Source organism: Chloroflexus aurantiacus J-10-fl, assembly GCF_000018865.1.
GTDB lineage: Bacteria > Chloroflexota > Chloroflexia > Chloroflexales > Chloroflexaceae > Chloroflexus > Chloroflexus aurantiacus.
In genome coordinates, this window is sequence record NC_010175.1 from 2677271 (window position 1) to 2697482 (window position 20212).

A 20212-nucleotide genomic window follows, 5' to 3' on the forward strand; every position below is an offset into this window, starting at 1 on the left:
CTGACCTCTGCCTGTGTGTCCAAATACATCCTGGAGTATGATGGGGAGGCTGTGTGAAAATTGATCAACGGCAACTGGCATTTGTGCTGATGGGCGGAATGGCCGGCTATACACTGATTCGTGGTCTTGTCAATCTCATCGTCGGCGATCCGCTGCTGACGATTATCCTGACCCTCATCGTCTCGGCGATTTTTAGTGTAGCAACCTGGCTCTACTGGCGCGGTTGGGAAGGCGCACGTGCCTTTGCCACCACCGGTGTGGCGCTGGTGGTGGCGTTTGGGTTACCGCTTGATGAACAAACGATAGTGCTCTTCACTCCCCTGGCCTTTGCTGTCGCGATTACCAATACGCAGTGGGTAGCCGGTATCGGTCTGGCAATGATTGGCATCTTGTTGGGGCGTGATGTCTTGAATGATGGCCTATTCAATAGTGTCTATGCCGATATTGGTGTACTGGCAAGCTATCTGGTACAGGTTGCTGCGTTTGCCGCTGCCCGATTTGCGCTTGACGGAGCACGGGTTGAGGCTGAACAAAATGCGGCCCGGGCCGAGGCTGCCAGACGTGAGATAGAAGAACGCGCACGCGCAATTGAACAGCAGCGTGTGGAATTGCAAGAGCAAAACCAACGTCAGCAAGAGCTGCTCGAACTGGTGAGCCAGCTTGAAACGCCGGCGGTGCGAATCGCCGATGGTGTGCTGCTGGCGCCTCTGGTTGGTGGTATCGATAGTCGTCGGGCCGGTAAGATTACCAGCCGTCTGCTGGAACTGGTCTATGAACGACGGGTTAACCTGGTGATTATCGATGTCGCTGGCGTGCCGGTCATCGATACAGCGGTTGCCAATGCGTTGACGCAGACGGTGCGCGCCCTGCGATTGCTTGGTTGTCGAGTCACCCTCACCGGTATTTCATCACAGGTGGCGCTTACCCTCACCCATATCGGGATTGAGCTGAGTGAACTTGAGGTGGCTGCTTCACCACAAGAGGCATTGCAACGCTGGATGGAGACGCAGACATCGGTTATTCGTAACCGACGCAACGGTGGCGATGAATTGTTGAATTGATGCAGGTGAACAGCGATAGCCCATTATGCTCTCGCTGCCTCACCATGGTTAAACAACGTCTGGCAGATGCTAACGTATGTAGAGCAATAAAGGCATGTCGCGTTTTACGTTACAGATTAAGTGATCCGCCACCTAACAACGCGACCTGATTATGCAAAAACTGTAGCACTCTGAAACCCGTGCTACATCAGTATCTTTTTGCAGATGCGACTCTTTGTGGCATCTGCATCATCGTGATGAACGAGTAATATCGTTAAGACGCACTGGAGAGAACCTCAAACCAACTCGTACCGCCGGTTGTGTCACAGATGGGAAATATTGAAGCAGGGCTTCCGTACTCCAGGTAAAGCTGCGTATACACGCCCGTCAGCGTGAGGGTATTGTTCTGAGGGCGATGTTCGTGAATGTAAACGTTGTGCTACTCGATCCCTGTTTTGAAACTGAATGCGAAGTACGCTTGATATATGCCACCTTTTACCACTAAAACCCTCCGTAAAGCAATCGTTGATCGCGTTCTGGCCGGTCAACCTGTGACGCCGCTGTGCCCACATGCTCGTGAATGTGGTGGCTGTGCCTTTCAGGATCGCACTTATGCGGATCAGGTCGCGGCAAAAACGACGATCCTGCGCATGCTGTACGCAGAAGGTGGGATTGACGCCTCGGCTTTAGAAGTCGTTGCCTCACCTGACCCGTTTGCCTACCGTACCCGGATGGATTACGTTGCCACCAAGGGGCGCTTCGGGCTGCGTGCTCGCGGTAAATTCAACTACATCATCGAATTGACGACGTGTCATCTAATCCCACCAACTGCCTTCGCTGCTGCCCAGGCAGTCTGGCGGCATGCGCTTGACCTGGGACTACCCGATTACGATGTGCGCACCCATACCGGTTTTTTGCGCTACGTTGTGGTACGGCGTAGTCCTGATGATGAGTTGTTGCTCGCTGCCGTCACGGCTGGAGGCGGTGAGGAGGCTGTAATGGCAGATCTGGCTGCTACCGCCCTGGCTCAACCGGGAGTGGTCGGCTTTCACTGGCTGGTCAACGACTCGCTCACCGATGTCTCGTTTGGCGAAGTATGCCGGTACTGGGGAGCTGATCGGTTGGCAATGCGGGTTGGGCACTTTACCTGCTTTATCGGGCCAAATACCTTCTTTCAGAACAATATTCATCTGACCGAACGGCTGATCAATGACGCAGTTGCCGCAGCCGCACCTGATGCTACGATGCGGGTCGCCGATCTCTACGGTGGCGTTGGTGTTATTGGTCTACATCTGGCACAATCAGCCGCGCGAGTCGATTGTGTCGAGTCAGTAGCTGAGAGTGTGCAGCTTGCCCACCAGAATGCGCTGATGAATAAGGTGTCGAATATACATCCGATCTGTGCGGATACGCTGACCTACTTGCGGGAACAACCAACCGGCAGCCTGCCAGTTGTGGTGGTTGATCCTCCACGTACCGGGTTAGGACTGCCGGTTTGCCAGGAATTAATCAGAATCGCCCCGCAGCGGATTGTCTATGTCTCGTGTAATCCATTGACGCAGGTCAGCGATCTCCAACACTTGCAGTCGGCGTACCGGATTGTCGGTTTACGCGGCTACGATATGTTTCCGCACACACCACACGTTGAAGTCATGGCAGTGCTGGAACGTCGCGTAAACGACTAGCCGCAACCGTCGGCATCAGAAAATCGCTACGGCGTTACCGTTAATGTTCCCTTCATACCGGCCAGATAGTGCCCGGGGAAGGTACAAATGTAAAGGTATGTACCCGGGGCTGGAGTACGGAATGTGACGCTGCCACTCTCGCCAGCATTGAGCATCGCCGTCCAGGCCAGTGCATTTGGGGTGTCAGGTGGTGGCACGAAGAGAGCATCGGCGTTATTTTGAGCGGCAGTATTGACAGCGGCGGCTACATCATCGCCACCATTTACCAGCACCCAGTTGTGTTGGACACCCAGGTTATTCTGATTGACGAAATCGAGGCGCACGACCGTATTTGCCGGTAAGGAGAGTGATGTTTGGGCAAACGCCAGGGCATCTGGAGCAGCACGTACCTCAACTGTTTGGGCAGGCGTTTCATTGACCACATTCGAACCACCCGGTGCATTGGCTGCCTGCGTGGCCGGAGCGGTGGTTGGTTGAGCCGCCGGGGGCTGCGTTGGGGCAGGTGCAGCCGTAGGGCGTGGGGTAGCAGTTGGTCGCGGTGTCGCAGCCACAAAGCCGCCAGCCGTTGCGTTGGATGCAATCATGACAATCAACATAATCAAACCAGCACCGAATGCCAGACCCATCATCACAATCAATGGTGGCCCACCGGCGCTTCCTCCCGAAAACGTCGAACCTCCATTACTGCTGCTGCGCGAACGGAAATTGCTTCTGCCAGAACCTCGCCAGCTCATCTGCGACCTCCTCTGTCAGGTTCATATCGTGACATCCGGCACATAGTCTAGTGTAGCATAAAACTCAATCTTCAATGTATAGTAGTTTTGCAATGCTGAAAAAAGGTATGTATGAAAAGCCAAACGACCACATCACTGCTCGCCAATGTTGCTCCACTGCTCTTCGTGTTGCTCTGGAGTACCGGTTTTATTGGGGCACGCTATGGCCTGCCCCATATCGAGCCATTCACGTTTCTTAGCATTCGTTTCGTGCTGGTACTGATCTTGCTGGGTGCGCTGACGATCATGTTTCGCCAGCCATGGTTGCGCCAGCCAGTTGCGTATGGGCACAGTGCGATTGTCGGGGTCTTGCTCCACAGTGGCTATCTGGGTGGGGTCTTTTTTGCTATTGATGGTGGTATGCCGGCGGGATTGACCGCCTTAATTGTCAGTCTGCAACCTGTCCTGACAGCACTGTTCAGTCAGTGGACGTTGGGTGAACAGATTACTGCCCGGCAGTGGCTGGGACTCGCGTTAGGACTGGTGGGTGTAACGGCAGTTGTTGGTGATAAGTTGCTGTTTACCGACACACCGGTTGTGACACCGATAACATTAGCCGGTGCAATCGTTGCGTTACTCTCGACCACGGCCGGTACCCTTTATCAGAAACGCTTTGGTGTGGGTCTGCCGCTGTTAAGCGGTACCTGGGCACAGTATCTGGGAGCACTGGCATTGACAGCACCACTGGCACTGCTCTTTGAAACGCATGAGATTGAATGGCGACCAGAGCTGATTGGCTCATTGTTGTGGCTCACCCTTGTTCTATCGATAGGTGCTATTCTGCTTTTAATGGTCTTGATCCGGGCACGTTCAGCAGCCCGTGTGTCGAGCCTCTTCTACCTGGTGCCGCCGGCAACGGCGGTGGAGGCGTGGTTGTTGTTCGGTGAACGGTTAGGGTTGCTGGCAATTATAGGTTTGGTGGTGGCCTCAATTGGGGTTGCCCTGGTTGTTGTGACCCCACCATCCAAAGCTAAGTCAGGTCGTCATCGCGTATAATTGACACTATCAGGCTCGCTCTGCAACACATACAACCGGTGTTTTCGTTATTTGGTGACATGGTGGCAGGATTGTGCCCCGTATCTGAAAATACGTGATATACATGAACTATATGGATGCGACTTGTGATAGTTGGCGATGCTGGTTCGGTTGCTGTGAAAGCCTACACATAACAGAGCGAACCAAAAGTAAGATCAGACTGATCTAATACAATGCTCCAGGTATCACCGACCCGCTCAACATCACAAGTCGTTGATCAAAACCCGGTGAAATTGTTCTTCCCGGTACTGAATCGGTTTGCAATCTAATAATGATTGGCTACCCCAATCGTTGTATTTTGAGACGGAACAATTATCTTCAGCATTTCGTAACTAAAATGGTACTGATCATCGGTTGATACGGATAGCAGAACACGTTCAATCGATATAGATAACAAAAGGTCATCAGTGTCGCCTATTGTCGGACGCGACCGGTACTATTGGCGACTGAGGGAGCAATATACCGTATGAGTCGAAACACTAATGAAGCCCACTCCCTCTTTGTCGAGTTGCAGCAACAATATCTTCATCAACTGGAAGACAAGATTGCGCACATCACCACTCTCTGGGAGCGATGGCAGGATGGTACGCTGCAACGCGATGATCTGGTTGCTTTGCAGCGTATCGCCCATAATCTGGCGGGTTCAGGAGCTACGTTTGGCTTGCAGGCGGTAAGTGATGCCGCCCGTGCCCTTGATGCCGCCTTACAAACCCGGTTATCTACTAATCAGGAGCTAACAGCGCTGTCTGATCTTGTGCCACTGGTGATGGGTTTGCTGGATGCGCTGCGTGAACGCAAGTTGCAATCTCAGGTATCCGTTCAATCAACCCAGGTGGCAAGTGATGCAATTCTGATCTATGTTGCCGGCTGTAATGCTGAAGAGACTGCTGAGTTGACACGCCAGATCGCATATTTTGGTTATGTTACCGAGAGTTTTCTGGGCAGTGCCGATTTGTTAGCCGCGGTTGAACGCCAGTTGCCAAACCTTGTTGTGCTCGATGTCGATTTGCAGGATGGTGTTCAGAGTGGCATTGCTACGGCAGCTATCTTGCATGATCGGTATGGGGACACGATTCCGATCATCTTTACTGCCACTTCCGCAGATTTCCATCTGCGGCTGGCTGCTGTTCGAGCCGGCGGATGCGGGTATTTTACCCGTCCTCTTGATGTGGGTCTGCTGATCGATCAGATCGATCAGTTGACCCAGCGCACGAGCAGCGAGCCGTATATGGTTCTCATTGTTGACGACTCGCCATTGATGGCCGAGGTGTACGCATTGGCGCTTCGTGCGGTTGGGATGCGGGTTGTGTCCACAACCAATCCTATGGAAGTGCCAGACCTGCTCGCCGAGCAGCAACCCGACCTGATCTTGCTCGATGTGTATATGCCCGACTGCAATGGACAGGAACTGGCAGCCGTTATTCGTCAGCAACCGGAATATCATAGCGTACCGATTGTCTTTCTTTCCGGGGAGACTGATCGTTCAGTGCAGTTGGCGGCACTGGCCCGTGGTGGTGATGATTTTCTCACCAAGCCGATCAATCTGGAGCATCTGATCGCCGCGGTTAGTTCGCGGATTCGGCGGGCGCGGACAATGCGGAGCCTGATGGTACGAGATGGTCTGACCGGGCTGTTCAATCATAGCGTTACCCAAGACCTCCTGATGCGCGAGGTGGCACGGGCGCGGCGCAATGCACAGCCGCTCGCAGTTGCCTTGCTTGATATCGATCACTTTAAGCAGGTCAATGACCGCTACGGCCACCAGGTGGGTGATCGGGTATTAAAGAGTCTGGCCCGCCTCTTGCGCCAGCGATTACGGGCAACCGATGTTATCGGGCGCTACGGTGGTGAAGAGTTTCTCATTGTGATGCCGGATACTCGTGCCGGTAGTGCAGCGATGGTGATTGACAGTCTGCGTGAACGGTTTGCGCATATCGAGCATCAGCGTGAAGGTGAGCCGTTGCGCGTTACCTTTTCGGCTGGCGTCGCCGAGTGGCATATGGGGTTGGATGCCGGTGCGCTGATTGAGAAGGCCGATGCAGCTCTCTATCAGGCCAAACACAACGGACGTAATCAGGTGGTTGTGGCCGATGTGTCTCTGACTCAGCCGCCACAACGACACGCACTACCGATCACACCGTCTCGTCTGAATCAGGCACCGCTTGTGCTGGTGGTAGATGACGACCCCAATATTTGCCGACTCTTGCAAATCTGGTTAATGGATGCTGGCTATCGGGTGGAAGTCGCTCAGAGTGGGATGGAGGCGCTGCAGCGCATTGCCCAGGGTGGGGTGGATATTGCGCTAATTGATATTCTCATGCCCGAAATGAGTGGAATTGATGTTCTCGATCAGGTGCGGCGTAATGGGGCTGAACCGGCGGTAATTATGACGACTGCCTTCGGTTCCGAGCAGATTGCTGTCAATGCTATCCGACACGGGGCTGATGATTATCTGCGAAAGCCAATTGATCGGCAAGAGCTGCTGGTTGTGCTTGAGCGGACAATGACCAATCTCAGATTACGACGTGAGAATCTGGCGTTGCAGCGGCGGCTCGATCAGAAGCGGCGTGAGCTGGAAGCAGAGATTAAACACGCTGCTCAGATTCAGGCCGATATGTTGCCGCAGCAGATGCCGCGCTTACCAGGGTATAGCATTGCCGCGCGCTGTATTCCGGCGCGTGATGTCGGTGGTGATTTCTACGACTGGCATTTTCCGGCTCCCCATTTGTTGAACCTGACCTTCGGTGATGTGATGGGGAAGGGAATGTCGGCAGCGTTGTTGATGACCACCACGCGCGCTGTTATCCGCTCGGTTGCTCGTGATACGACGCCGGAAGTCAATATGCGCTATGCCGTCAAAGCCCTACACGCCGATCTGGATCGCACCAGTAGTTTTGTGACCCTTTGTCACTTGCAGTTGAATCTATTGACCCATACCCTGGCCTTCGTTGATGCCGGTCATGGCCTGGGTTTCATTCGTCGTCACGGTGGACAATGTGATCGCCTCGAACCTCGTGGAGCACCGCTCGGCATCTTTTCGCACGAACCGTATCGCCAGGGCGAGACGATGCTTCATCCCGGCGATGCGCTGGTGTTGTTCAGTGATGGCCTGCTCGACCCGTGGCCGGCGTTAGCTCGCGATCCACTTCAGATTAACGATCTGCTCAATGATGGTATGTCGGCGACTGCAATCGTAGATCGCTTGCTGGCAGTGCCGGCATTGCTTGGTCCGCTCACCGATGATCTGACAGTAGTCGTACTGGCACGAGATGTGGTTGCAGAGGCGTAACCTATGGTTGTGAAGCAACTGCTGCGATGGACGTTGAGGCTTTTTCTGTCTCTTCAGGTGCTTGCGTTCCCGGCGCCGCTGGCGGCACAGGGGGCAATCCACCGGTTTGCCGATCTGGGTTACGGTGATCGCACCGCTTTCGGTATTGATACAGTGCTGGACTACTACTTTCCCATTCCGACCGGCTTACGTCCGCGCAGTAATGGTGTCTTGACTCTGCGCTTCACCCATTCACCTCTCTTGCGGGCTGATCGCTCTACCATCACCGTCGTGTTTAATGGACGTGCGTTGGGTAGTGCCCGTTTAACTCCTGACAATGCCGAAGAGGGGGTGCTGTCAGTTGTTCTGCCAATCGCGGGATTTGACGGGCCTGGTCTGTTTATTCAGGTTCGTCTGCACATGCGACTGACCGATGATATTTGCGAAGAAGTGCAAAACCCGGCTCTCTGGACGGTCGTGCAGGGCGATTCAACCCTTCGGCTCGATCTCCAGCCTGTTGAAGCCGGAACCCTGGCCGATGTCGCTGCACTCTTTGCGCCATTACCACTCAGCGCGCCGGAGGTGCGGGCGCCGCCGACAATTGTCTTGCACCCGACAACTGAACCATCTACGCTGGCGGCTGCCGGGCAGGTCGCTTTCGCCATTGGCCGCTGGGCTGCGTTAGCGCAGCAAGCTCCGGTGTTGACCGTGAGCGATACTGTTCCCGAACAGCTTCCAACCATCGTGGTGGCATTAGCTTCATTGCCCGAAGGAAACTGGGGTTCTGTGCGGTGGAATGGCAGAGCGTATGAAGTTGACGGTCAGGAAGTGCCGCCCGATCATGGGTTGTTGATGGTGGAACCGGCATCACCACCACGATTGCTGGTAGCTGGAGCGACGCCGACGGCATTGCGTTTTGCTGCTCAGGCACTGAGCACTTCGTTGCCGGCAGCAGCGGTGCTGGCCGTAACCCAACCACCACCACAGCTTCCTGCGGCAGCCTGGCGTGATGGGGCCGCCAGTTTTGCTCAGCTCGGCGTAGATCGTCGGCAGGTGGTGGGCGCTGGTGAACATCAGATCGACTTCGCCTTCGAGCGGCCATCCGGCTGGGATGTCCGGGTAGGTGGTACGCTCGATCTGCAAATTGCCACTGCGTCCGGCTTGAGAGCGCAAACTTCCTGGGTGAGCGCTGCCGTCAATGGGATTACCCTGGGATCGCAGCGTTTGCAAGTTGAAACGAATGTCCCAGTGCAATATCGGTTTACCTTACCGGCCGATCTACTCAACAGCGATCTGGAAGGCACGCCGATCCGTCGGCTTGACCTTCAGATCCGTCTCTACCTCGATCTTCCAAACAGCGGTTGTGAGGAAGTAGACCCGTCGGCTGCATGGGCTGTGATCGAGCCGACATCAGCCTGGCGTCTGCCCAACGATCCGGCAGCCGTTGATGATCTTGGGCGTTTTCCAGCAGCGCTGCTGGCCGATACAAATGCCCGGTTGGTGTTACCTCCCCAACCGACCATCTATGAAGTTCAAGCTGGATTAGAGCTGGCCGCTGCGATGGGGCGCTGGGTGACGCTCAAGGATGTGCCACCACCCATCTTACTGACGGCGAATGACATTGGTGATAATCGTAACGGGCCACTGGTTATTTTGGGTAGTCGGGAACGACATCCACTGGCAGCAATGATCAATACGCCGTCAAATACGCCGTTTGTGTACCAGCCTGGTCGGAGTGTGCAGGCAACCCTGAGCATTGTGCCGTCACCGTGGCAGTCAGGTGCGCACGTGCTATTCATCGATGCGGCTGATAGTGATGGTCTGCGGCTCGGAGTACGGGCGTTGCGCGAGTGGGCATTGTTGCGGGTGCTTCGTGGTAGTCAGGCCCAGATCACTGCCGATCCCGACCCGACGGTGGTGTCACTAACGAATCCGCTTCAGACACCGCCGCAAACGTTGACACCACGCATCGAAGTGACCCTGCTCGAACGTTTTCCTGCCTGGCAGGTAGTTGGATCGATCTTGTTGATTGCTCTGGTAGCAACGGCAGTGCTGGTGATCCGTATCCGCTGGTTGCGGCGAAAATAAGAGGCAGACGATGAATCCGTCCTTCACCCTTACAGCCTTAGAGCGGGTGGTTGGTTGGGGCACTGATGAATGGGCGGCGTTTCGGCGTGGTTTGATCAAAATCCTCGTTGTGACCAACCTGGTATTGGGTGCATATTACCTGCTCTGGCGCGGCACGGCTTCGCTCAACTGGGATGCATGGCTCTTTTCCCTGGCGCTGTTCGGGGCCGAACTGTACAGCTACATCAGTAGTTTTTTGTTCGGTCTGACCGTGTTTCGGCTGCGGGAACGGGGCGAGCCACCACCTGCACCTCCAGGTTTGCGGGTTGATGTCTACATCACCTGTTACAATGAGCCGGTTGAACTGGTACGGAAGACGGTGCGTGCGGCGCTGGCCATACATTACCCTCATCAGACGTATCTCCTGGATGATGGCAATAGTCCGGCGATGCGTGCAATGGCTGCTGAGGAGGGGTGTGGTTACATCACCCGTTCAGCCGCATGGATAGGGTTTGACCGGCACGCCAAGGCCGGTAACCTGATCAATGCGCTGGAACATACTACCGGTGATTATATTCTAATTTTGGACGCCGATCAGGTGCCTCTGCCGCAGATTCTGGATCGTACCCTGGGGTATTTTAGCGATCCGAAGGTGGCGTTAGTCCAGACACCCCAGTATTTCATCAATGTGCCGCCCGGCGATCCCTTCGGTAGCCAGGCGCCGCTCTTCTATGGGCCAATTCAACAAGGCAAAGATGGCTGGAATGCAGCCTTTTTCTGTGGCTCAAATGCAGTGCTGCGGCGTGAAGCACTGGCGCGTACCGGTATCCGCTTCTTCGTGCGCGATGTAGAGCGGCGTATCCGGCGGGCATTACGAGAGGCAGATACGGTTATCCGGCGGGCTGAGCGGCAACTGGCGCCATCCGAACGAACACAGATCGCACCTGCCCTTCAGGCCCTACGGCGGGCAGTAAAGCTTGCCCGTCAGGAGCTTGATCGCGGTGATACTTTTCAAGAGGTCACCGAACGATTTCAGCGCCGGGCCGAAGATGCGGCGCGGATGGTGGTTGCGGCAAATTTGCGGCAAATTATGGCCGATCTGGCCGAGATTCAGGCAGTGGAAGCCGCCGAGATTATGCAGTCGCTGCACGATGAAGCAGTACTGGCCGAGCTGGCCAGGCGGGATCGCTCTCCCCTGGCGGCAATCGAGACAGTCCGGCAACTTATTCCACTCTTGGTAAATGAGGCCATGGATTATCTGCCCATCTCTACTATTTCAGTCACCGAAGATATGTCAACCTCGATGCGTCTGCATGCTTGCGGCTGGCGTTCGGTCTACCACGACGAGATTCTGGCGCACGGTCTGGCACCGGAAGATTTACGGAGTGCGTTGCAACAGCGTTTACGCTGGGCGCAGGGAACGATCCAGGTCTTTTTACGCGAGAATCCTCTCTTCTTGCCAGGGCTGAGCATCGGGCAACGGCTGGCCTATCTCGATACCATGTGGAGCTACTTTTCCGGTTTGCCAACGATCATATACCTGATCGCTCCTGTGCTCTTCCTGATCTTTGGGTTGTTACCGGTCAATGCGCTCTCGGCAGAATTTTTCTGGCGCCTGACCCCATATTTGCTGGTCAATCAGTTGCTCTTTGCTGTGATCAGTTGGGGCCGACCGACCTGGCGCGGTCAGCAGTACAGTCTGGCCCTGTTCCCCATCTGGATCAAGGCGGTGGTCACAGCCGCAGCGAATGTCTGGTTTGGTAAGAAACTGGGCTTTATCGTGACGCCGAAGACCAGGCAGGCGGGGCGTTATTTTGGGTTAGTACGCTGGCAACTGTTGATGATGGTCTTGCTGGCAGTTTCAATTGGAGTAGGTTTACTCCAACTGGCGCTGGGATGGCGTACCGATGGAATGCCGGTACTTGTCAATGTCTTCTGGGCCGTGTACGATCTGGTTATGCTCAGCGTGGTCATCGACGCCGCATTGTACCAACCTGCAGAGGAGTCATCGTCAGAGTATGCTTAACGACGTTATCAGAGAGGTCACCATGGAGATTACCGTCAATCCGGTGGGTGAACAGGCAGCAGTTGTGCAGTTGCGCGGGCGACTCGATCTGTTGGTGGCAAATGATGTGAAACAACGCCTGGTCAAAGCGGTCAATGAAGGTTTTCGATTACTTGTGATTGATATGAGTGAGGTGAGCTTTGTCGATAGCTCAGGGCTAGGGGCACTCATCGGTGGTCTAAAAGCTGCGCGACTGGCCGGGGGTGATTTGCGCCTGGCTCAGCCGGGCGCACAGGCCCTGGCCATGCTCGAATTGACAACCCTCAATCGGGTGTTACGCCCGTTTCCTAATGTTACAGAGGCGTTACAGGCCAGTTTGTAATGGTCAGGCGGACACAGCATGTGGTACCAGGTGCGGTCATTGCGAAGAGACAGGTTATGCATTGGATCGAACACGATTACGAATTGAGTGCGAAGCTCCCGGAAGGGATTGAACAATTGCATACCGCACTGGCTACGTTCTGGGCCGCTACCCACCTCAGCGCAGAGACACGCATGCGGTTTGGTACAGCCCTGGCTGAAGTGATTGCCAATATTTTGCAGTACGCTGTTGTGCCTGGTGATCCACCGATCAAATTACGACTACGCTGCACACCAACCATTCTTGAGGCGCAGATTGTCGATCAGGGTCTTTCCTGGACGATGCCAGACACTACGATTGCTATGCCCGAACATTGGGAAGAGCGCGGGCGTGGACTGGCAATTGCCCAGGCCATTCTCGATAAGCTGCAATACCGACGCTTTCGTAACGTGAACTGCTGGCGATTAGTGCTACTGCATAAAACAGCCTGACCGCGTTCGGCGGGTTAAAACCCTGCCTCACGACGTGGAAGGGACTCCGGAGTTGGCAGGTTGTCAGGCAGATCTTCAGCCCGCCTGACAACCTCGCACCCCAATCGCCACCCTTCAACTACGGTGTCGGTGTGGTTGTTGGGCGGGGTGTAGCGATCAACGATGGGATCAGCAGTGTCTGGCCGGGTTGCAGAAAATTGGGATCGGTCAGATTATTGGCCGCCACCAGTTCGTCAACCGTGACGCCAAAGCGCTCGGCAATCGCACTGAGGGTGTCACCCGCCTGCACCACATACAGCGCGGCAATTGTCGGGGTCGGGCGTGGCGCGCTGGCATAGGCCGTCGCCGTGGCATCAATGTCAAGGGTTGGTGCAGGCGTAATATCGAGAATGACCGGCATTGTTGGAATGTTGCGTGGTGGTGGTTCGGGCAGGCAGGCGGCAAGCCCTATACTGCTCCCCACCACGAGCAACCATAGCAGGCCAATCCATACGCGGCGTAGCACATCTCCCCCCTCGATAGTTACAACCTGGCGGTCGTTTCGCTCTTCAACCCTGGTTTCTTCTCAGTGTTTGCAACCCAAATGTGGGCGAATAGATTCGTCGCCAGTTCCCCAAGACAAACGCAATGAATCCTACCGCTTCAAGCGAACGGGCCAGCGTGCTCGGCCAGGGCCATTGGCTAAACGGCGCAGCCATCGCAACGATCAGGCCGAGATTGATCAATACCAAAGCGGCCCAGCTCCAGCGTTCGTTCCCGCGCGGCGCATCCCCTGCCAGCCTGGGCAAAATCCAGAACGCAACCCCCAACGCCAGTTGACTCATCCATCCCACAAACATCGTCTCGATGTGTAGCGGGAGCAAGACCCAGACCAACGGCGCAAAAGGGATACCTTTGTTAGTAAGTATCAGTGCGCCGGCGGTAAGCCCCAGCAACAAATATATCAGCGAAGCACGGATGAAATAGCGACTCAGGCGTGGCATCTATTTACCCCTCACCCGTGGCCAGATGTTAATGATGAAACCAACCCCTGCCAGCCATTGCAAGAGGGCGGAAAGCACCAGCATCCAACCCCCAACGATGGACGGCGCCAGTCCCTGCAACGGCTCGAAGATCAGGCGTAGCAACAGCCCAAGATTGAGGCAGGCAAAGATTGTCCATCCCAGCCATTCCGGGCCGCGTGGTTGTTCTTTCGTATACACCGGAAACATCCAGAGTGCGACCCCAAAAATCAACTGGGTCAGCCAGCCAAACGTTAGCAGGTGAAGGTACACCGGCGACAGGCCAGGTATACTGAAACCGGGTATTTGTTGCCAGATGCCAATCAGCAGCCCCACCACCAGGGTGATCAGGGATGCTTTGACAAAGCTACGTGTTAAAACCGGCATATATCTCTCATAACGTTTGAGAGAGTACCTTTGATTACAACGAGTTATTGTAGCAGCCGCCAGAATCGGTGTCAATCACTTTCCCAACAACGCTTCAACACCTGCCAACACCTGTTCCGGCGTGATTGCAGCCATACATTCTGGCGGGTTGGTGGCACGTGGGCAGGTGGCAAACACCCCACACGGACTACACGGCAGACCGGCACTCAGCACACGATGGCGGGCAGGATCGCCCCACGGCCCAAAGCGCAACGGATCGCTGGGGCCGAAGAGGTGGATGGTTGGCACCCCCTGACTGACGGCGATATGCAGTGGTCCACTGTCAACCCCAATTACCAGCCTGGCGTGAGCAAACAGCGCCGCCAGCCGGTCAATCGTCAGATCGTTGCTTGACATAAGTAGTTCAGCAGGACTGCTAGCCGCAATCGCGGTCAGTTCTGCGGTTTCCGCCGGGCTGCCTGTCAGGAGAATGCGTCGTCCTGGTTGACATAATTCTTGTATCAATCTGCTCCAGTGCTCGCGTAGCCAGTGTTTAGTCGGCCCACCCGTACCGGGGTGAATAATGATCAGGTGTTCATCTGGTTTGAGATGCTGTTGTGTCCAGGCGATAGCCCACGTTCGGGCAGCGTCGGTTGGGGTATAGCGCAACGCTGTGGCAGTGGGCAGAGTGTTGGTAAGCGCTGCGACTATATCAAGTGCCTGTTGGGTGACGTGTTGGCGAGGCTGGTATGGTAATGCGACACTCAGCAGTGATGTGCACAACGGATGAGCAAAGCCGATACGCTGTGGAATCCCAGCTAGCAGGGCCAGTGCTGCGCCCCACCAGTGATCATCGCGCAAGATGAGTGCAGCGTCATAAGCCTGTTGACGTAGCCGACGTGCCGTCTGACAGAGCAGGATATACGGCTCCCACGGTAGTGGTTTTGGTGCGTCACGATTAAAGCCCGGAAAAGGAAGTGTCTCCAGGGTATCGATCTCACGCATCTGTGCCCACATCGAAGCTGCCCATGGCCCGACCAACGCCGTTATGTGTGCAGTCGGTAATGCAGCTCGCAGCGCGGTGAGTGCCGGTGTTGCCAGCAGCAGATCACCGAGATGATCGGGTTTGATAACAAGAACCCGTTGGGGTGGGTGCACCGGTGAACGCCGAACCAATGGCCGGGCAGTGATTGCCAGCAGATGTAGCAGTGTTGCGCGCATGGTGGGATGGATGACCAGAGGGGAGTGAGACAACACCCCCTCTGGCCAGGTTTAGAACAAGAGTGCGTTGACCTCACGGGCGAGTTGCCGTAGGCGTTCGGCATTGGCCTGCTGAGCGCGTTTTTCTTCCACCTCGGCCCGCTCATTGAGCCGGCGTGCCAGTTCGGGAGTGATCTTCGTCATGTTCTTGCGCAGCAAGCGCGTCGCTTCTGCCGTCGTCTCTTGCATCAGGAGTTCGTTAATAAAGCGATCTTCCGGGGTCAGCCGTGAGTTGATAATTTCTTTGATCGTGGTTGTCAATCGTTCAAGCTGTTCGAGCAACGCTTGATCACCGGCGTACCGTGCCGCCGCAATGTTTGCCGACAAGACGACCAGCAAATCATCAGTCACTTCATCAGCCCGCGCTTTCAATGCGGCAACCGGATCGGGGGCTGCCAGCACAGCATTAATCAGGGCTGTTCCGCGTTCAAACAGCTCTTGCGATGCCCGATCAATCTCCTCGATCAACTCCAGGATGCGCGCCCGGCGTTCGGTCAGACGCTGTGCCGTCTCAGTATCACCGGCGGCAGTAGCGGCCTCGATCTGCTCGGTCCACATCTGGAAAAAGCTGTAATCGATGAGCAACCGCAGTTCGCTGACCAGATCAGGTAATTCCTCATCGCTGGCGGCACGCAACCGCTCGATAGCCTCTTTCAGCTCGGCAATCGCTGCCTGCTCGGTGAGGCGTTCGAGTTGAACAAGGAGCTTTTCCCGGACTTTTACGAGCATAGCCCGCATTTGCGCCTGAGTCTCGTTGGTAGCGCCGATGAATGCTTCAAGGGTCGTAAGGAATTCCGGGGTCAATTCTTCGTGATACCGCTGTACCGCAGCCGCGAATTGCTCATCATCCTCAACCAGATTGACAAGCTCGGTAAGGATTTCGACGTAGCGGTTCTGTCGGCGTAGATCTTCCGCTGAAACACCATCCGCTTCGTAGATAGCCTCGATGAGCGATTGCAGGCTGAGAAAACGACGTGGTGCCAGCAGATACGCACGTGGCGTGTCGGGCGGCAACGAGCGGAGGAAAAATGCGGATGCATCACCGATAAAGCGATCAATCTCTTGCGGCTGGCTGTTGAGTTCTTGCGGAACGTACACCAGAAAAAGCTGTTTGCCGGCGTCGTGATACACGAGTGGTGCGCTGAGGACGCTCGCCACACCACAGCGGGGACAGGCCGCGACGTTGAGTTGGCCGGTCAGCAGCGCTCCCTTAAGCTCTGGTTGATCACCACCATCAACTAATGTGAAAATAAACGAACGAAAACGTGTCCCGCAGGCAGGACAGGCAAGTTGAACCGGTTGCGGAGGTGCCGAAGGCATCGATTTTCTCCAGTGTCTAATCACTTCACTGATCGCTGATTATACCACTCGTCGCCCGACAACAGCGTAGAGTGGATCACTGAGCCAGTGATGAGGGGATCGATCAAGACAGCGGATATTCGTGAAGCCGCCGGCCAGTTCAAAGTAGCAACGCACCAGTTCCAGATGCTGGCGGTCGTTGGTCGCCAGCCAGATACGTACCGCTTTACTGGGAAAGCAACGGTTGGAGAAGGTAACGATGAAGGGGCCACCCGGTTTGAGAATGCGGGCAACATCGGCAAAGACTTCGACAGGTCGCGTCATATATTGCACAGAGACGGTGCAAATCACCCCATCGAAGGTGGCATCGGGGAATGGTAACTGTGGCTGCGCATTGAGGTCGTGAATAACATACTCGTGGAGTTGTGGGTTGAGCCGCATCTCCTCTTCGTTGAGGCCAAGCCCAACCACCCGATTCAGCGGAATATCAGTCGGTAAGTGACTGACATAGCTGCTCATCAGATCGAGCAGACAACCACCCTGCGGGAGTTCCTCGCGAATCAAATTGGTGACAGCCCGGCATGCAGCTTCGTCGATGTGGGCTGTCAGGCGGGGGTAAAGATAGAAGAGGCGATCATCGCTCTCATCATAACGCTCAAAATACTCAGGTGGAAGACCGCTCTGCCGCACTATTGCCCCCATCTCGTATATAGACACCGGTAGTCGATGTTGTCCTGAAAACTTGTATGCTTGCAGCGAGGAACCGCATATCTGGAGTGAGTGCAAAGAGACTTCTTCAACGTTCAACCAGTATGTCTGCTCGCGCTGTTCATGTGATTTGACGTAAACGCTATAACATCAAAGTGATCGCACTATGTTATAGTATAGGTCGGTTTTCGATCCGAGCGCAAGGGTGAGCTTTCAGCGAGGTGCGTCATGCGGGCGATCCAGATTCATCAGACCGGTGGGCCAGAGCAGTTGCAGATGGTTGATATTCCCCTTCCCGAACCTGCACCAGGACAGGTGCGGATTAAGGTGGCCGCGGCGGGGGTTAATTTTATCGATATCTACCATCGTACCGGTCTCTATCCACAACCGTTGCCGTTTACTCTGGGGTTAGAAGTGGCCGGTACGATTGATGCCGTTGGCGAAGGGGTGAGTGAATGGGCAGTCGGTGACCGGGTTGGGTGTACGACCGCCAGCGGCGGCTACGCCGAATATGCCCTGGCCGCAGCCGATAAGCTGGTACGGGTGCCCGATAATGTCGATTTGGAGACAGCAGCGGCAGTGCTCCTGCAGGGCATGACAGCCCACTATCTGACGTTCAGCACCTTTCCGCTGAAAGCAGGGGATACCTGTCTGGTGCATGCTGCGGCGGGTGGCGTAGGTCTGTTGTTGATCCAGATTGCCCGGCGTTTGGGAGCACGGGTGATTGGCACCGTTTCGACTGATGAAAAAGCCGAACTGGCCCGCGCAGCCGGTGCCGATGAAGTGGTGATCTATACCCGCGAGTCGTTTGTCGAGCGGGTGCGGGCGTTTACCAACGGTCGTGGGGTCGATGTGGTCTACGACTCGGTCGGTGCCAGTACGCTGGAAGGCAGTCTCGATAGCCTGCGTCCACGGGGGATGTTCGTTACCTTTGGCAATGCCAGTGGCCCCTTGCCGCCGATCTCACCATTGTTGCTGAGTAGCAAGGGTTCGCTGTTTATGACGCGGCCCACCCTCTTCCACTACATTGCCACGCCTGAAGAGTTGCGCTGGCGCGCCAGTGATCTGTTTACCTGGATCGGTGCCGGCGAGTTGCAGGTTCGCATTCACCGGCGGTATCCGCTGAGTGAAGCGGCTGAGGCGCAGATTGCCCTGGCCAGTCGGGCCACTACTGGCAAGTTGTTACTGATCCCGTAATTGGCCTGTTGCCATACAGTCGGGATTTCTTCCTGGTATCTACGTCGCGGAGATGCGCAGCACAGCGCTCCGCGACGTTTTTTCATAAGTAGAGAGGAGACAGATCCATGCGTCTGGTCATGAAGTTTGGTGGTACTTCGGTTGGTAGTGCCGATGCAATCCGGCGTGTAACCGAGATTGTTGGTACGTATGCCCGCGATCACGAGGTGGTCGTGGTGGTGTCGGCAATGAATGCCCCTGATCTGCGCACGACCGATACTCTGATTGCAGCGGCGAAAGCGGCAGCGGCGGGAAATGGTGATGCGACTGCGCAAATCGCCCCTCGTCTGCTCGATCTGCATATGCGCACAGCAGCAGAGGTGGCATCGCCAGCGGAGTGTGCGGCGCTCGAACCGCAGATCCGTTCCATGCTCGACTACATGAGTAACCTTTCACGCAGTATTGCCGTGTTAGGGGAATTGACTCCGCGGGCATTAGACCTGTTTAGCGGTCTTGGCGAACGGCTCAATGCGCGCCTGATCGCTGCTGCGCTGCGCAGCGCCGGGATTGATGCCGAGGCGATTGATGCGACTGAACTTATCGTGACCGATGATCGGTACGGGAATGCCTCGCCTATCGAACCGGATACGCGCGAGCGGAGCCGGGCCAGGCTCTTGCCAATGCTGGCCGACCGCAAGGTGCCGGTCGTCACCGGTTTCATCGGCGCGACCCGTGCGGGTGTGCCGACGACATTGGGTCGTGGCGGTTCGGATTACACCTGTGCCATTTTGGGGGCCGATCTCGATGCCGATGAGGTCTGGTTCTGGAAAGAAGTTGACGGCGTCCTTTCGGCCAACCCGAAGGTAGTGCCGGAAGCCCGAACCTTACCCCGCCTCTCGTATGCCGAGATGGGTGAGATGGCCTATTATGGTGCCAACGTCCTCCATCCGAAGACCGTACAGCCGCTGGTGCATCGGCGTATTCCCATTCGCATCCGCAATACCTTCAATCCGAGCCATCCGGGAACATTAATCGATGCGGAAGGTGACGGCGAAAGTGTGCGGGCAATCACTGCCATTAGGGGTCTCAGTCTGATCACGGTAGGTGGGCCGGGTATGCTGGGTCTCACCGGTGTGGCAGCCCGTATCTTCGGCGCAGTTGCCCGCGTTGGCGCCAACATTCTGCTTATCTCGCAGGCCAGCAGCGAGCAGAGCGTCTGTTTTGCCGTACCAGGTGATGAGTCAGAGCGGGTGGTAGAAGAACTCCGTCGCGAACTGGCGCGCGAATTTGCGGCCCACGATGTCGATCACATCGGCACCATCGCCCCGGTCGTGATTGTCGCAGTGGTCGGATCAGGGATGCGGGGCACGCCGGGCATTGCCGGACGGGTGTTTGGTGCGTTGGGTGCAGCGCGGGTTAACGTGATCGCGATTGCACAGGGTAGCACCGAGAATAACATCTCGCTGGTGGTCGCCGAGGCCGACGCCGATGCTGCTGTGCGGGCAGTGCATGCGGCTTTTGTAGGGTAAGCGATCTGTTCGATGAAACAGCATGGCGCGGGTATAGTGCCCGCGCCGGTCTTCATGTTCTTCGCGCCTTGACTGCCAAACGTTTAATAGCAGATATAGAACTTATTGCAAAAAAGCTGTACTGTAGTGCTGCCCGCCCGTCGCATAG

General features: G+C 55.8%; 17 protein-coding genes. 10 read left to right on the top strand and 7 right to left on the bottom strand.

Annotated elements, in window-relative coordinates; translation table 11 throughout:
- Nucleotides 1–53: 53 nt before the first annotated feature.
- Entirely contained in the window at nucleotides 54–1061 is a 1008-nt protein-coding gene (locus CAUR_RS10180; protein WP_012257817.1) for an STAS domain-containing protein, read from the top strand.
- A 464-nt stretch (nucleotides 1062–1525) separates the two neighbouring features.
- Entirely contained in the window at nucleotides 1526–2725 is a 1200-nt protein-coding gene (gene rlmD / locus CAUR_RS10185) for a 23S rRNA (uracil(1939)-C(5))-methyltransferase RlmD (RefSeq protein ID WP_012257818.1), read from the top strand.
- Between the two features lie 26 nt (nucleotides 2726–2751).
- Here the strand turns inward: rlmD and CAUR_RS10190 are convergent, their stop codons facing one another.
- Entirely contained in the window at nucleotides 2752–3459 is a 708-nt protein-coding gene (locus CAUR_RS10190) for a plastocyanin/azurin family copper-binding protein (RefSeq protein ID WP_012257819.1), read from the bottom strand.
- Between the two features lie 111 nt (nucleotides 3460–3570).
- Here CAUR_RS10190 and CAUR_RS10195 point away from each other — a divergent pair, with 111 nt between their 5' ends.
- From CAUR_RS10195 to CAUR_RS10220, 6 genes are all read left to right on the top strand, one after another.
- Nucleotides 3571–4494, top strand: a complete 924-nt coding sequence (locus CAUR_RS10195; RefSeq protein ID WP_012257820.1) for a DMT family transporter — start codon at nucleotides 3571–3573, stop codon at nucleotides 4492–4494.
- A 505-nt stretch (nucleotides 4495–4999) separates the two neighbouring features.
- Nucleotides 5000–7822, top strand: coding sequence for a response regulator (locus CAUR_RS10200; RefSeq protein ID WP_012257821.1), 2823 nt, complete (start codon nucleotides 5000–5002; stop codon nucleotides 7820–7822).
- 3 nt (nucleotides 7823–7825) lie between these two features.
- Nucleotides 7826–9889 (top strand): cellulose biosynthesis cyclic di-GMP-binding regulatory protein BcsB, encoded by a 2064-nt coding sequence (locus CAUR_RS10205; RefSeq protein WP_012257822.1) that lies wholly within the window; start codon nucleotides 7826–7828, stop codon nucleotides 9887–9889.
- 10 nt (nucleotides 9890–9899) lie between these two features.
- Entirely contained in the window at nucleotides 9900–11894 is a 1995-nt protein-coding gene (locus CAUR_RS10210) for a glycosyltransferase (RefSeq protein ID WP_012257823.1), read from the top strand.
- Nucleotides 11887–12255: an STAS domain-containing protein gene (locus CAUR_RS10215; protein WP_242604902.1), complete on the top strand. Its 369-nt coding sequence runs from the start codon at nucleotides 11887–11889 to the stop codon at nucleotides 12253–12255. The genes CAUR_RS10210 and CAUR_RS10215 overlap by 8 nt, the downstream gene beginning before the upstream one ends.
- Before the next feature lie 56 nt (nucleotides 12256–12311).
- The gene (locus CAUR_RS10220) at nucleotides 12312–12725 is read left to right on the top strand and encodes an ATP-binding protein (RefSeq protein ID WP_242604903.1); all 414 of its coding nucleotides are present in this window, start codon (nucleotides 12312–12314) and stop codon (nucleotides 12723–12725) included.
- A 118-nt stretch (nucleotides 12726–12843) separates the two neighbouring features.
- On the opposite strand, the gene CAUR_RS21755 is transcribed toward CAUR_RS10220, so the two are convergent.
- From CAUR_RS21755 to CAUR_RS10250, 6 genes are all read right to left on the bottom strand, one after another.
- The gene (locus CAUR_RS21755; protein ID WP_012257826.1) at nucleotides 12844–13230 is read right to left on the bottom strand and encodes a LysM peptidoglycan-binding domain-containing protein; all 387 of its coding nucleotides are present in this window, start codon (nucleotides 13228–13230) and stop codon (nucleotides 12844–12846) included.
- Nucleotides 13231–13273: 43 nt separating this feature from the next.
- On the bottom strand, nucleotides 13274–13708 hold the full coding sequence (locus CAUR_RS10230; protein WP_012257827.1) for a cbb3-type cytochrome c oxidase subunit I: 435 nt from the start codon (nucleotides 13706–13708) through the stop codon (nucleotides 13274–13276).
- Complete coding sequence (locus CAUR_RS10235) at nucleotides 13709–14113, bottom strand: hypothetical protein (protein ID WP_012257828.1); 405 nt, start codon at nucleotides 14111–14113, stop codon at nucleotides 13709–13711.
- 75 nt (nucleotides 14114–14188) lie between these two features.
- The gene (locus CAUR_RS10240; RefSeq protein ID WP_012257829.1) at nucleotides 14189–15313 is read right to left on the bottom strand and encodes a glycosyltransferase family 9 protein; all 1125 of its coding nucleotides are present in this window, start codon (nucleotides 15311–15313) and stop codon (nucleotides 14189–14191) included.
- A gap of 51 nt (nucleotides 15314–15364) precedes the next feature.
- Nucleotides 15365–16672, bottom strand: a complete 1308-nt coding sequence (locus tag CAUR_RS10245) for a CpXC domain-containing protein (protein WP_012257830.1) — start codon at nucleotides 16670–16672, stop codon at nucleotides 15365–15367.
- Nucleotides 16673–16711: 39 nt separating this feature from the next.
- Nucleotides 16712–17341 (bottom strand): class I SAM-dependent methyltransferase, encoded by a 630-nt coding sequence (locus tag CAUR_RS10250; RefSeq protein WP_242604904.1) that lies wholly within the window; start codon nucleotides 17339–17341, stop codon nucleotides 16712–16714.
- A gap of 246 nt (nucleotides 17342–17587) precedes the next feature.
- Between CAUR_RS10250 and CAUR_RS10255 the strand changes: the two genes are divergently transcribed.
- Entirely contained in the window at nucleotides 17588–18556 is a 969-nt protein-coding gene (locus CAUR_RS10255) for a quinone oxidoreductase family protein (RefSeq protein ID WP_012257832.1), read from the top strand.
- A gap of 107 nt (nucleotides 18557–18663) precedes the next feature.
- On the top strand, nucleotides 18664–20064 hold the full coding sequence (locus tag CAUR_RS10260) for an aspartate kinase (RefSeq protein ID WP_012257833.1): 1401 nt from the start codon (nucleotides 18664–18666) through the stop codon (nucleotides 20062–20064).
- Nucleotides 20065–20212 lie beyond the last annotated feature (148 nt).